The organism is Phytobacter massiliensis JC163 (assembly GCF_000321045.1).
GTDB lineage: Bacteria > Pseudomonadota > Gammaproteobacteria > Enterobacterales > Enterobacteriaceae > Phytobacter_A > Phytobacter_A massiliensis.
Genome location: NZ_HE578945.1, coordinates 1,134,317 through 1,147,084 on the forward strand (window position 1 = coordinate 1,134,317; position 12,768 = coordinate 1,147,084).

A 12,768-nucleotide genomic window follows, 5' to 3' on the forward strand; every position below is an offset into this window, starting at 1 on the left:
TCTCCCGCGCCATGATCCACAAAATTGAACGCGGCGAGAGCAGCCCGACGGCCACCATGCTCGCTCGGCTCTCCGGCGCGTTTGGCATCAGTATGTCGACCCTCATTGCCAGGGCGGAGATGCAGGAGGGCAAGCTGCTGCGCTTCGCCGACCAGCCGGTCTGGCGCGATCCGCAAACCCACTACCTGCGCCGCCACCTCTCGCCGCGCAGCGATCTGCCTATCGATCTGGTACAGATTGAACTCCCCCCGGCAGCGACATTCCGATGCCCGCTTCGTCCTATGCGCTGGCGCGGCAGCTTATCTGGCTCCAGGAAGGCGAACTGGTATTCGTTGAAGGCGACACCCGCCATGAAATGAAAGCGGGGGACTGCCTGGAGCTGGGCCCGCCCAATGACTGTCGTTTTGTTAATGAAACGGCAGAGCCGTGCCGTTATCTGGTGGTGCGTCTTAACCCTGGCAGCGCGTAACGGTTGGGCATCTCCTGTCTCAGCGACTAGTATCAATAGAACTTTTTGAAACAGGAGGACGACATGAGTCAGCAAACCGACCGTAACCGCCGCTGGGTACTGGCATCCCGCCCCGAAGGCGCGCCCGTTGCCGAAAACTTCCGTCTTGAAGAAGATACAGTCGCCACGCCGGGCGAGGGGCAGGTACTGTTGCGCACGGTGTATCTCTCTCTTGACCCCTATATGCGCGGACGCATGAGCGACGCGCCCTCATACAGCCCACCGGTGGCGATTGGCGAAGTGATGTGCGGCGGCACAGTGAGCCGCGTAGTGCGCTCCTGCCATGCTGATTTTAAGGAAGGCGACTGGGTGCTTGGCTATAGCGGCTGGCAGGATTATGACATCTCCGGCGGCGAAGGGCTGGTGAAGCTCGAAGCCAGTACGGAACACCCCTCCTGGGCGCTGGGCGTACTGGGCATGCCGGGTTTCACCGCCTATATGGGCCTGCTTGATATCGGCCAGCCCAAATCCGGTGAAACGCTGGTGGTCGCGGCAGCGACCGGCCCTGTCGGCTCCACCGTCGGGCAGATTGGCAAGCTGAAAGGGTGCCGGGTAGTGGGCGTCGCGGGCGGGAGCGAGAAGTGCCGTCACGCGGTGGAGGTGCTGGGTTTTGACGACTGCATTGACCATCGTGCAGACGACTTCGCCGAACGGCTGGCGGCGGCCTGTCCGCAGGGGATCGATATCTATTTTGAGAACGTTGGCGGCGCGGTCTTTGACGCGGTGTTGCCGCTGCTTAACACGTCGGCGCGCATTCCGCTGTGCGGGCTGGTAAGCGGCTACAACGCCACGGAACTGCCTGACGGGCCGGACCGTGTGCCGCTGTTGATGGCTACGCTGCTGAAAAAACGGATTCGGGTGCAGGGTTTTATCATCAGCCAGGATTACGGTCACCGCATCCATGAATTCCAGCAGGAAATGGGCCCGTGGGTAAAAGAGGGCAAAATTCATTATCGTGAACAGATAACGGATGGCCTGGAAAAAGCGCCGGAGGCGTTTATTGGCCTGCTGGCTGGTGAAAATTTCGGCAAAGTTGTCATTCGCGTGGGGGCGGATGAATAAAATCAACGAAGGCGGTGAAAACCGCCTTCGGAATTCGTGCAAATTTCCAGAAAACAGCTTTAATTATACGAGCATAAGGAATCGAACCTTATCGGTAACGGTTCCTGGTAGTTGTGCATAATAAATAACTTTTTGTTCTATCTTTTTTGCGTCATCCAATACCAGGCATGTATATATAATATATCCTTAGGAAATTATGATTTCGGACACGCTACCAGGCTGTAAATAAATAAGAAATTCTACAGGACACTAACATGCTTGATTTGGAAAAAGCGCAGCGGACCAGTCTCACGATGCAGGTAGAGGCGAGTCTGAAAAATGCGCTTATTATTGGTGCGCTCAAACCTGGCGCACGGCTCATTACGAAGGAAATTGCCGATCAGTTAGGCACCAGTATCACTCCTGTGCGAGAAGCCTTGTTGCGACTCGTTTCCGCGGGCGCGCTGAATGCAACGCCAGCGCAGGCATTTTTGGTGCCGCTTGTGAGCCATGAACGCTATACGGAAATTAACCTGATTCGGAAAAACCTGGAGGCCATGGCGGTGCGCGCCGCCAGCCAGAAAATGACGCCGGGTAAACTCAACGAATTACGTGTCCTTGCCGATGCTTTTCACGAGGCGGTCAAAACAGGCAATACCGAGCTGACTTTACAGTCCAATCGGGTATTTCGTTTTACCGTTTATCACTATGCCGAAATGCCTACGCTGGTGGCTATCATTGAGCAATTATGGGTGCGCATCGGCCCTTGCTTTAATTATCTCTACCCGTCTTCTGCGGATTTAACCCGCGGACATGATTATGGCGATCTTTTAACCGCGCTGGAAAATAGAGACGAAAAGGCCGCTGAACAGGCTATTTGCCGCACCATTGATGATGGCGCTATCATTCTGGAAAAGCAGTTTCAGTCCTGACAATTCGTTCAGCAGAATGAACCTCTCACGCTACTCCGGGCAAAATCTTTTAGCTGCACGATCGCCCGGTTAAGCGACTGCGCAACCGGGACTCCCGGATGCGACTAAACGCCTTATCCGGGCTACCAAAACGCACCCGGGATATTCCCGGATGCGGCGTTGCTTTATTTAACCATTACTCAAAGCGGTACGCGACCGATAAACCCACTCCGTAGTTACGGCCAGGCGCCGGTTCGTAATAACGCCCGTTGGATTCATTCACGATGACCGAACCCACATAATCACGATCGAAGAGGTTATCGACCCGACCAAACAGATCCATTGTCCAGTTGTTGTGAATGAACTTATAGCCGGTGTTAAGGCCGACCACGGTCCATGAAGGGGCGGTAGCGCTGTTCTCATCGTCGACGGCGATGTCGCTCATATAGCGCACGTCCGCTCCCGCGTACCAGCCTGACTCCGGCACGTAGCCCAGCGAGGCGAAGCCCATATTACGCGCAATGCCCGGAATGCGGTTGCCATTACAGTCGCCATCACCGCACACTTCGCTGCGGTAGGTAGCATCCAGATAGGTCCATGCCACCTTCGCCCGCCAGTTGCCGGCGAATTGCTGATCGAGGCCCAGCTCTACCCCCTGGCGACGGGTTTTGCCCGCATTCTTATAAGTGGTACGCCCGCCGCTGCTGGTATCGGTAACGATCTCATTATCGGTATCGGTACGGAAAACAGCCGCGGTCAGCAAACCGTTGCCGACGCGGGTTTTACTCCCCAGCTCATAGGTGTTGTTGGTGGCCGGTTTTAAATTGAAATTCAGCCCGCTCTGGCCGTCGGCACGATAGGAGAGCTCGTTGATGGTCGGCGTTTCAAAGCCGCGCCCAGCCGCCGCGTAAAGATTCCAGCCGTCGGTTACCGCGTACTTGAGCGAGCCTGCCGGCAGCCATTTGTGATAGCTGGCCTCGCCGCTGTCGTCGCCGTTGGCGGCGGTGACATAATGATCGTTTGAGTCGAACCAGACCGAGCTGTAGCGCACGCCTGCGTCGAGAGAGAGCTGCTGCGTCAGCTGCCAGCTGGTTTGCAGGTAGGGATCGACGTTCCACATCAGGTTACGCTCATCACGGCGCAGATCCCCTTTGCGGCCATACTCCGGCGTGCTGCCCGCCAGCACAAAGTTCTCATAGCCTTTGCGCTGTTCGCTCATGTTTTCATAATTCAGACCGCCGGTCAGGGTAACCGGTACGCCCAGTTCACCCCGGTGCGTCCAGCGGGTATCGATACCCTGATAATGACGCGTCAGATCGATAACGCCCCCCGCGTGCTGAGGATTAAGCTGCGGAGCGCGAGGGATGGACTGATACTGCGTGGTTTCGCGTTCGCCGGCGTACATCATCACGCTCAGGTCGTCCTGCGCGCTAAGCTGGCGTTCATAGCGCAGACCCGCCTGAGTCTGTTTCACCGTTTTACGGGTATTGTACTGATCGGCCCGGGGCGACTGGCGTGGGTTGTCGCGCCATTCGTCTTTTGTCAGCCCGCCCGGATCGTTGGCTTTGATATCCACGCTGTTAAAGATCAGCGTCAGCTTGCTGGCGTCGTCAATGCGCACGCCCAGTTTGGCGTTAGCCAGATTCTTGCGCGCGCCGCTATGGTCGCGGTAACCGTGGGTGGTAAAGCGGCTGGTGGAGACGGCGTAATCGACATCGCCCGCCTGAGTGCCATCACCCACCGCGCCGGAGGCTTTGGTGTTATAGCGCCAGCTGCCGAAGCTGCCGTAATAGCTTTCGGCGTTAATTTCCGTTGGCTGCTTGCCGGTTTGAGTCGTGACGTTCACCACGCCGCCGGAGGCGTTACCGTAAAGCGCGGAGAAGGGGCCACGCAGAATATCAATGCTTTCGACGCTGGTCAGATCGATATTCGATGTCTGGCCCTGGCCGTCCGGCATGGTGGCGGGAATGCCGTCGACATACATGCGAATGCCGCGCACCCCATAGGTGGAGCGGGAACCGAATCCGCGAATCGACAGCTGCAAATCCTGCGCGTAGTTCTGCCGGTTCTGAATCTGCAAACCCGGCACGCTGCCCAGGGTTTCGGAGAGATTGACCTGCGGCGTCGCATGACGCACATCTTCGCCATTTACCACGCTAATAGCCGCAGGGGTGTCGAGTTCGGAAACAACCTGCGGGGCGGCAGTGACAATCATTGTCTGTTCATTTTGCGCAGCAAAGGAGGCCGGCGCAAAAATGACCGGGATGAACAACGCAGGGAGCGATGTTCTGGAAAGGGCGAAAATATTCATGTTTTGACCAGAGTAAAAGCGAACCAGTTGAAATACAGCAGCAATGTTAATGTTTTTAACAAACCATGAAAACTTTAGTGGCACATTCCGTTAATTAAAAGGTAATTAATTAAATTATTTAGCAAAAAAACGCTGGTCTACGCTTCACATTGAAACCATAATGATTGCTATTCTCAATTAAAAGGCCGGGCCATGACCCTGCCAGATGGAAGCCTGTGCAGCAGAAATACATTTGTTATCAAAGGGAGTCGTCATGTCTTTACGTCATTTATGCCCGTCGCGCCTGCGCCACTCGCTGCTGTTAGGATCGTTATTACTTGCCGGATCGTTCCAGGCGCATGCCGCAGAAGAGATGCTGCGCAAAGCGGTGGGCAAAGGCGCTTATGAGATGGCCTACAGCCAACAGGAGAACGCTTTGTGGCTGGCAACATCGCAAAGTCGCAAGCTGGATAAGGGCGGGGTGGTTTATCGTCTCGATCCTGTTTCGCTGGAAATCACCCAGGTCATTCATAATGATTTGAAACCGTTTGGCGCGGCTATCAATAACCAGACGGACACGCTCTGGTTTGGCAACACCGTCAATAGCGCGGTGACCGCCATCGATGCGAAGACGGGCGAGGTCAAAGGGCGGCTGGTGCTGGATGAGCGCAAGCGCAGCGAAACCGTGCGTCCTTTACAGCCCCGAGAACTGGCGGTGGATGAAGCCACCAATACGGTCTACATCACCGGCATTGGTCAGGAGAGCGTGATTTGGGTTGTGGATGGCGAATCGGTCAGGCTTAAAACCACGATTACCGGGACGGGCAAATTCAGCACCGGGCTGGCTATCGATTCTGCGGCAAAACGGCTTTATACCACCAACGGCGATGGCGAGCTGATCACTATCGATACCGCCAGTAACAAAGTGCTGTCGCGCAAGACGCTGCTGGATGATGGTAAGGCGCATTTCTTCCTTAACCTGAGCCTGGATGCGGCAGGGCACCGTGCTTTTATCACGGATTCGAAACAGCCGGAGGTGCTGGTCGTTGACCTCCGTGATGGAAAGGTGCTGGAGAAAGTGGCCGCGCCGGAATCGCTGGCGGTACTGTTTAACCCGACCCGTAATGAAGCATACGTTACGCACCGGAAAGCGGGTAAAGTCAGCGTCATCGACGGCAAAACCTATAAAGTGGTGAAGACGTTCGAGACACCGACCCATCCCAATAGCCTGGCGCTCTCGGCGGATGGCAAAACGCTTTTTGTCAGCGTGAAGCAGGCATCCAGCAAAGAAAAAGAAGCGACCGCGCCGGATGATGTCATTCGTATTGCGCTGTAATCCGAATCCATAAAAGAAACCCGGATAAGGCACTCAGCCGCATCCGGGTTCACCGTTATTTCACCGTCTTTTCTTCCAGTGCCGGAGCCTGTCCGCTCACCGGGGCGGTGCTGTGAATCGCCGCTACCCGTTTACGTACCCCATACCAGCCGGCAACCAGCAATACCGCCAGTAGCGGAATGGAGGCGATGGTGTAGGTGCCGTTAGGATAGTCAAACGCCATCAGCACCAGTACGCTGAATAAAAACAGCAGCGTGAGCCACGAGGTAAAGGGCGCGCCCGGCAGGCGGAAGCTGACCTCTGCGGCTTTACCCTCTTTAACCGCTTTGCGCAGGCGCATCTGGCAGATAACGATAAAAGCCCAGGAGGCGATAATGCCCAGCGAGGCTTCATTCAGTACGATCTCGAATACCTGCGCCGGAACCAGATAGTTCAGGAACACGCCAACCACATAGACCGCCAGCGTCGCCAGAATCCCGGCGTAAGGCACGTGCTGCTGGCTCATTTTTGACATGAACTTCGGTGCGGAACCACCCATCGACATCGAGCGCAGGATACGCCCGGTGCAGTACAGGCCGGAGTTGAGACTCGACAGCGCGGCGGTCAGCACCACGATGTTCATCACGTCGCCCATATAGGGCACGCCCAGTTTAGAGAAGAAGGTAACAAACGGGCTCTGCCCTGGCTGATAGGCCGTCCACGGCAGCAGCAGGACCAGCAGCACCACGGAGCCGACATAAAAAAGGCCGATACGCCAGATGACGCTGTTAATCGCTTTCGGTACCGTTTTTTCCGGATCTTTGCATTCACCCGCCGCCGTACCGACAAACTCAATCGAGGCAAACGCGAACACCACGCCCTGGATCAGCACCAGCGCGGGCAGCAGCCCGTGGGGGAAGAAGCCGCCGTTATCGGTGATGAGGTGAAAACCGGTTTCGTTGCCGTCCAGCGGTTTGCCGGAGCCAAGGAAAATGGAGCCCACCACCAGGAAGGCGACGATAGCGAGCACTTTTACCAGCGCAAACCAGAACTCCATCTCGGCAAACCATTTCACGCCGATCATGTTCATCGTGCCGACAATAGCCAGCGCGCCAAGGGCGAAGACCCATTGCGGCACATCGCCAAAAGCGCCCCAGTAGTGCATATACAGCGCGACGGCGGTGATATCGACAATGCCGGTCATCGCCCAGTTAACAAAATACATCCAGCCTGCGACAAACGCTGCCTTCTCGCCCAGAAACTCGCGGGCATAGGAGACGAAGCTGCCGCTCGAAGGGCGGTGTAATACCAGCTCACCCAGCGCGCGAAGAATAAAGAAAGAGAAGATACCGCAAACCAGATAGACGATAGCCAGCGACGGCCCCGCCATCTGCAGGCGCGCGCCCGCGCCTAAGAAAAGCCCGGTGCCAATCGCGCCGCCTATGGCTATCATCTGCAACTGGCGGTTGCCCATTGCCTTGTGATAGCCCTCTTCGTGGGAGTTTAGCCAGCGTCGTTTCGCGGCCTGCTGCTCCGCCGCGTTGTTATCGGTTGTGTTCATTGTGTTACCCGTTTTCCTGTCCAACCCATCGATTAAGGGCCTGAAATGTTGCGCCCGGCTGCGGCGATACAATCGATTGCTCCGCCGGGAAAGTGCTCTGTCTTTTCATCATTCTTCGTATGAATAGATCAGGAGCATGGCGCAGCATCCTACCCGCAAATTTTTGACGACGCAAAAGATACCAGAGGAAAAAATGAGGTGGGAAGAGGGGATAAAACGGCTCTGTTACACCCAGGTAAACAGAGCCATTGCGCATTTACGTTCAGGCAGCCGATGGCGAAAGCGTTATGCGCTCCAGCGACCCGACAATAAACAGATAGGAGAACAGGCCAATCACGCCCATCGACCCGACATACAGAATGGCGTAGTCGAAAGATTGGGTATGGGCGAGGATCATGCCAATCACCAGCGGGGTAATAATACTGGCGAGATTACCGCACATATTAAAGACGCCGCCCGCAATACCCAGCACCTCTTTAGGCGAGGTATCGCTTAGCACGCACCACCCCAGGTTGCCGAAGCCCTTGGAGAAGAACGCCAGGCTCATCGCGGCGATAACCACCACCTCAGAGCTGGTATAGTTTGCCACGACGATCACGCATGAGAGCAGCATGCCGCAGATAACCGGGAATTTGCGCGCGGTGGTCAGGCTGTAGCCGCGTTTCAACAGCCAGTCAGAGAAGACCCCGCCCAGCAATCCGCCAATAAAGCCTGCGATAGCCGGAATACTGGCAACGAAGCCGACTTTCAGAATCGACATGCCTTTCGCCTGATAAAGATAGGTAGGGAACCAGGTCAGGAAAAACCAGGTGATGGAGGTCACGCAGAACTGCCCGATATAGACGCCAATCATCATGCGATTAACACAGACGCTTTTAATCTGCGCCAGAGTGATTTTCGTCGCGCTTTTTTTGCTCCCCAGTTCCGGCTCGCCGCCGCCTTCGCGGATATAGTCCAGCTCCTGCTGGTTAATTTTCTTATGCTGTAACGGATCGCGAATTTTAGCCAGCCAGACGATGCCGAGAATAACCCCGATTGCGCCAATATAATAAAAAACATAGTGCCAGCTTAAATTGTGCAGAATAATGGTCATGAGCGGCGTGACAATACCTAATGAAATATATTGCGCGGCCTGATATACCGCGGTTACGAAGCCGCGCTCTTTATTAGGAAACCACTGTACGCTAAGGCGGCTGTTGGCCGGAAAGGCAGGGGCTTCAATCGCGCCCATTAACAGGCGCAGCACCAGCAGCACAATCAGCGGGCTGGCATACAGAAAGATAGTGCCCTGAAACATCGTGACTACCGACCAGCCTATGAGGGCGCAGCCATAGACTAACCGCGAGCCGTACTTATCCAGCAGCCAGCCGCCGGGGATCTGCATAATGACATATGAAATACCAAAAGCGGAAAAGGCGAGGCCGAGCGCTTCGGGTTCGAAACCCAGCTCTTTACTCATAATTGGCGCGACAACAGACAGCGTCGCGCGGTCGGCATAATTAAAAACGGTTGCGAGAAATAAAAATACAAGAATACCGTAACGCACATTGGTGCGCTTAATGACATTATTCATTATTCATTCCTTTATAAGGAGCTTATTTTAAGGCGCAGCCGGAAAGCCCAATGAAATAACGGCAGATACGGAAATGCAGGGCTGTATCGGCAACAGAATAAAAAACGCTGCTTCGTCGGGAGTACAGGGTGACCAAACAGCGTGGCGAAACCCGCCAGACTCACATGCTTTGCGGACGGGATATTCCCGCCCGTCGCGTTAATTAAGGACGCTTACCAAATTCGCAGCTCAGCTGTGTCCAGGCACGGGCCTGCTCGCTGAGCGTAAAGCCAAGACCGTGGCGGTCAGAGATGTACATCCGTCCGTCGCGCAGTTCGAGCTGCTCATTGAACAACGGATTGAGCCACTCAAAATGCTCCAGCCACGGCTCCAGCGGGTAGGCGGCAGAGAGATGCAGATGGACTTCCATCGCAAAGTGCGGCGCCAGCTTGCGACCATGTTTCGCCGCCAGATCCATGATTTTCAGGAACGGCGAGATACCGCCCACGCGCGGGGCGTCCGGCTGAACAAAATCGCTGGCATTGCCAAGGATCAGCTGTTCGTGCTCGCGGAAGCTGGTGAGCATTTCCCCCGTGGCGATAGGGGTGTCCAGCGCGGCGGCCAGCTGGGCATGGCCTTCCACATCGTAGGCGTCCAGCGGCTCTTCAATCCAGATAAGATTGAACTGTTCCATCTTGCGGCCCATACGAATGGCGGTCTCGCGATCCCACTGCTGGTTGGCATCGACCATCAGCGGGAAATCATCCCCTAATGCTTCGCGCACGGCGGTCAGCCGGCGGATATCCTCTTTAGTGTCCGGCTGGCCAACTTTGAGTTTGATGCCGCCGATGCCATTTTCCCGGGAAATCACCACGTTTTTCAGCACCTGGTCCAGCGGAGTATGTAAAAAGCCGCCGGAGGTGTTGTAACACTGTACTGAATCACGGTGGGCGCCAAGCAGCTTCGCCAGCGGCAGGCCCGCGCGTTTTGCTTTCATATCCCAGAGGGCGATATCGATAGGGGAGATAGCCTGCACCGCCATCCCGCTGCGCCCGACGGAGGCGCCAGCCCACAGCAGCTTGCTGTAAATCTTATCAATATCATTGGGATCTTCCCCCAGCAGGTTATCGGCAATCTCTTTGGCGTGGGCGTAAATCCCCTGGCCGCCCGCACGCTTGGAATAGCTAAAACCCACACCTTCAAAACCGTCGCGGCTGCGGATTTCAGCAATGATGATCGCCACTTCGGTAAGGGGCTTCTGGCGGCCCGTTAACACTTTCGCATCGCTGACGGGGGTCGCCAGCGGTAAAAACGCCAGCGACAATTTGACCCATTCAATACGATCCCCCGTTTCGGCGGCGGTTTTTACCCCTTGCGCTTTGGCATAGGTAACGGCATCAGAATTGGCACTTACGGTCATAATCGGCTCCTGTTAGGTATAAAATGTTTGCGCTAACATTTTTAATGGAGATTTTAGCCGCCTGCTACTGCTTTGTTGGTAAATTGGCTTACTGATCACACTTTATCAGCCATTGATGAAGCAGTGCTCTTTGAAATAAAAAATGATAGCGATAACATTTCCGCTGGAGGAGTTAAAGTAACTTGCTGATTTTGAACGATCTGCGCGATGATAGACGCCGTGCCGTCAAAACTAACAAAACGCGTATACTTCTGTCATAAACTGACTGTTGTGAGTAACCATGTCGAAAAGCTCTCGTCCCGCGCCGCCGCGCGTGCCCACCCTTGAAGATGTCGCCCGCGCCGCGGGTCTCTCCTCTATGACCGTCAGCAGGGCGTTGAATACGCCGCAGAAGGTGCGGCCTAAAACCGTCGAAAAGGTGCTGGCGGCAGTGAAAGCGACAGGGTATATCCCCAATGCGCTGGCGGGGGGACTCGCTTCCAGGCGCAGCAAACTGATTGCGGTGGTGGTGCCGCAAATCAACAACAGTATGTTTGTCGACACTATTCAGGCCATCAGCGATGAGCTGGCGGCACGCGGCTACCACATGCTGCTGTGCGTGGCGGGTTATGCTCAACAGGCCGAAGCGGAACTGGTGGCCACCCTGTTATCAAGACGGCCTGACGGCATTGTCCTGACGGGGATTCATCACTCCACCGAGCTAAAACGCGTGATCCTGAATGCCAGCGTTCCGGTAGTGGAAATCTGGGATTTAACGCCCACGCCGCTGGATATGCTGGTCGGCTTTTCCCATGAGCGAGTCGGGGAGGCCACGGCGGATTATCTGTGGCGCAAGGGGTATCGTCGGCCTGGTCTGTTATGGACGGTGGACAACCGCGCGGCGCTGCGTAAAAACGGCGTCTGCGATGGGCTGGCGCGCCATGGACTCCTTGCTCCCGCGTCGGTTGATGTCGCGCTGCCGGCCCGTTTTGCCGCCGGTCGCGCGGGGCTGCGCGAACTGCTGAAAAAGGGCGAGTTTGACGTGATCGTTTGCAGTTCCGATACCCTGGCGCAAGGGGCGATAGTTGAAGCGCAGGCGTGCGGTATGCGCGTTCCGCAGGATCTGGCCGTCATGGGGTTTGGCGATCTTGATTTTGCCGCTGATACCTGGCCTGCTATCACCACGGTTAGCGTCGACCGGCATATCATTGGTTACCGGGCCGCCACGCTGCTGGCTGACCGGATTGAAGGTATCGAGCCGGACGAAACCATCGTGGATATCGGCTTTCATCTGGTTGAAAGAGGCTCCGCCTGACCATGAAAATTAATGTCATCGGCACCAGCGGCAGCGGTAAGTCCACCTTCTCCAGACGGCTGGCGGCAAAGCTCAACGTTCCCTGTATCGAAATGGATACGCTCTACTGGTTGCCTGACTGGCAGGGGCGCAGCGATGAAGCCATGTTTGCGCTGCTGGAGGAAAAGCTCGCCAGTCCCGGCTGGGTGCTTGACGGTAACTATAACCGCACCCGGCATATCAAATGGCGGGATGTCGATCTGGTGGTCTGGCTGGACTATGGCTTTTCCCGCACGCTGTATCAGGCCGTGAAGCGGGCCGCCACGCGTGCCTGGCGGCAGATGGAACTGTGGCCAGGCACCGGCAATCGGGAGAGTTTCCACCGCGCATTCTTTAGCCGTGAATCGATAATCCTCTGGACAATAAAAACCTGGCGCAGCAACCGTAAGCGCTACGCTGCGGATATGCGCAACCCTCATTATCAGCATGTGCGCTTTGTGCATCTTAACAGCCCGCGCGAGGCCGAGGCTTTTCTGGCCAGTCTGGCATAAACTTAACGCTCACCCGCAAGAGAGGTACGTTTATGATCACGGTCTACGGCGCGCCCGGCTGGGGCTCGGCCATCAGTGAACTGATGCTAACCCTGGCAGAAATTCCCTATCAGTTCGACAACGTTGACGGTTTTGATAAGCCCGGTCCACAGCAGGAGAGATTGCGCAGCATTAACCCGTTGTGTCAGGTGCCGACATTACAGCTTGATGACGGCAGCGTGATGACAGAGACCGCCGCTATCGCTCTGATGATCCTGGATAAGCGCCCGGATCTTGCGCCCCCCGTCGGCACGCCGGAGCGAGAGCAGTTCTGGCGCTTGCTGGTCTGGCTGGTCGCCAATGTGTA

Annotated in this window: 10 protein-coding genes and 1 pseudogene; 7 read left to right on the top strand and 4 right to left on the bottom strand. The window is 55.9% G+C overall.

Annotated features, from left to right (window positions below):
* From ENTHG_RS05575 to ENTHG_RS05585, 3 genes and pseudogenes are all read left to right on the top strand, one after another.
* Positions 1-469 (top strand): annotated as a pseudogene (locus tag ENTHG_RS05575) (helix-turn-helix domain-containing protein); the annotation flags it as partial.
* 63 nt (positions 470-532) lie between these two features.
* Positions 533-1,570: an NADP-dependent oxidoreductase gene (locus ENTHG_RS05580; protein WP_044175642.1), complete on the top strand. Its 1,038-nt coding sequence runs from the start codon at positions 533-535 to the stop codon at positions 1,568-1,570.
* Positions 1,571-1,824: 254 nt separating this feature from the next.
* Positions 1,825-2,481: a GntR family transcriptional regulator gene (locus tag ENTHG_RS05585; protein ID WP_044175650.1), complete on the top strand. Its 657-nt coding sequence runs from the start codon at positions 1,825-1,827 to the stop codon at positions 2,479-2,481.
* Positions 2,482-2,656: 175 nt separating this feature from the next.
* On the opposite strand, the gene pqqU is transcribed toward ENTHG_RS05585, so the two are convergent.
* Positions 2,657-4,771: a TonB-dependent receptor PqqU gene (pqqU, locus tag ENTHG_RS05590; RefSeq protein WP_044175659.1), complete on the bottom strand. Its 2,115-nt coding sequence runs from the start codon at positions 4,769-4,771 to the stop codon at positions 2,657-2,659.
* A gap of 253 nt (positions 4,772-5,024) precedes the next feature.
* On the opposite strand from pqqU, the gene yncE reads away from it, so the two are divergent.
* Positions 5,025-6,086 (top strand): 7-bladed beta-propeller protein YncE, encoded by a 1,062-nt coding sequence (gene yncE, locus ENTHG_RS05595; RefSeq protein ID WP_044175668.1) that lies wholly within the window; start codon positions 5,025-5,027, stop codon positions 6,084-6,086.
* 55 nt (positions 6,087-6,141) lie between these two features.
* Here the strand turns inward: yncE and ansP are convergent, their stop codons facing one another.
* From ansP to ENTHG_RS05610, 3 genes are all read right to left on the bottom strand, one after another.
* On the bottom strand, positions 6,142-7,626 hold the full coding sequence (gene ansP, locus ENTHG_RS05600; protein WP_044175679.1) for an L-asparagine permease: 1,485 nt from the start codon (positions 7,624-7,626) through the stop codon (positions 6,142-6,144).
* Positions 7,627-7,888: 262 nt separating this feature from the next.
* Entirely contained in the window at positions 7,889-9,199 is a 1,311-nt protein-coding gene (locus tag ENTHG_RS05605; protein WP_044175688.1) for an MFS transporter, read from the bottom strand.
* A gap of 202 nt (positions 9,200-9,401) precedes the next feature.
* Entirely contained in the window at positions 9,402-10,598 is a 1,197-nt protein-coding gene (locus tag ENTHG_RS05610) for an L-talarate/galactarate dehydratase (protein ID WP_044175697.1), read from the bottom strand.
* Between the two features lie 280 nt (positions 10,599-10,878).
* Here ENTHG_RS05610 and ENTHG_RS05615 point away from each other — a divergent pair, with 280 nt between their 5' ends.
* The 3 genes from ENTHG_RS05615 to ENTHG_RS05625 form a co-directional block, all read left to right on the top strand.
* A complete protein-coding gene (locus ENTHG_RS05615; protein WP_044175706.1) occupies positions 10,879-11,892 on the top strand; it encodes a LacI family DNA-binding transcriptional regulator in 1,014 nt (337 codons plus the stop codon).
* Between the two features lie 2 nt (positions 11,893-11,894).
* Positions 11,895-12,422 carry a P-loop NTPase family protein gene (locus tag ENTHG_RS05620; RefSeq protein ID WP_044175710.1) on the top strand — a complete coding sequence of 176 codons (528 nt, stop codon included), beginning with the start codon at positions 11,895-11,897 and terminating at the stop codon, positions 12,420-12,422.
* 32 nt (positions 12,423-12,454) lie between these two features.
* Positions 12,455-12,768 (top strand): glutathione S-transferase N-terminal domain-containing protein (locus tag ENTHG_RS05625; protein ID WP_044175718.1); only part of this gene is annotated, 314 nt, incomplete at its 3' end.

Bases quoted from the DNA above. Each gene is read 5' to 3' on its own strand.
- ansP (WP_044175679.1), bottom strand. From the start codon at position 7,626: ATGAACACAACCGATAACAACGCGGCGGAGCAGCAGGCCGCGAAACGA.
- ENTHG_RS05585 (WP_044175650.1), top strand. From the start codon at position 1,825: ATGCTTGATTTGGAAAAAGCGCAGCGGACCAGTCTCACGATGCAGGTA.
- ENTHG_RS05580 (WP_044175642.1), top strand. From the start codon at position 533: ATGAGTCAGCAAACCGACCGTAACCGCCGCTGGGTACTGGCATCCCGC.
- ENTHG_RS05615 (WP_044175706.1), top strand. From the start codon at position 10,879: ATGTCGAAAAGCTCTCGTCCCGCGCCGCCGCGCGTGCCCACCCTTGAA.
- ENTHG_RS05605 (WP_044175688.1), bottom strand. From the start codon at position 9,199: ATGAATAATGTCATTAAGCGCACCAATGTGCGTTACGGTATTCTTGTA.
- ENTHG_RS05610 (WP_044175697.1), bottom strand. From the start codon at position 10,598: ATGACCGTAAGTGCCAATTCTGATGCCGTTACCTATGCCAAAGCGCAA.
- pqqU (WP_044175659.1), bottom strand. From the start codon at position 4,771: ATGAATATTTTCGCCCTTTCCAGAACATCGCTCCCTGCGTTGTTCATC.
- yncE (WP_044175668.1), top strand. From the start codon at position 5,025: ATGTCTTTACGTCATTTATGCCCGTCGCGCCTGCGCCACTCGCTGCTG.
- ENTHG_RS05620 (WP_044175710.1), top strand. From the start codon at position 11,895: ATGAAAATTAATGTCATCGGCACCAGCGGCAGCGGTAAGTCCACCTTC.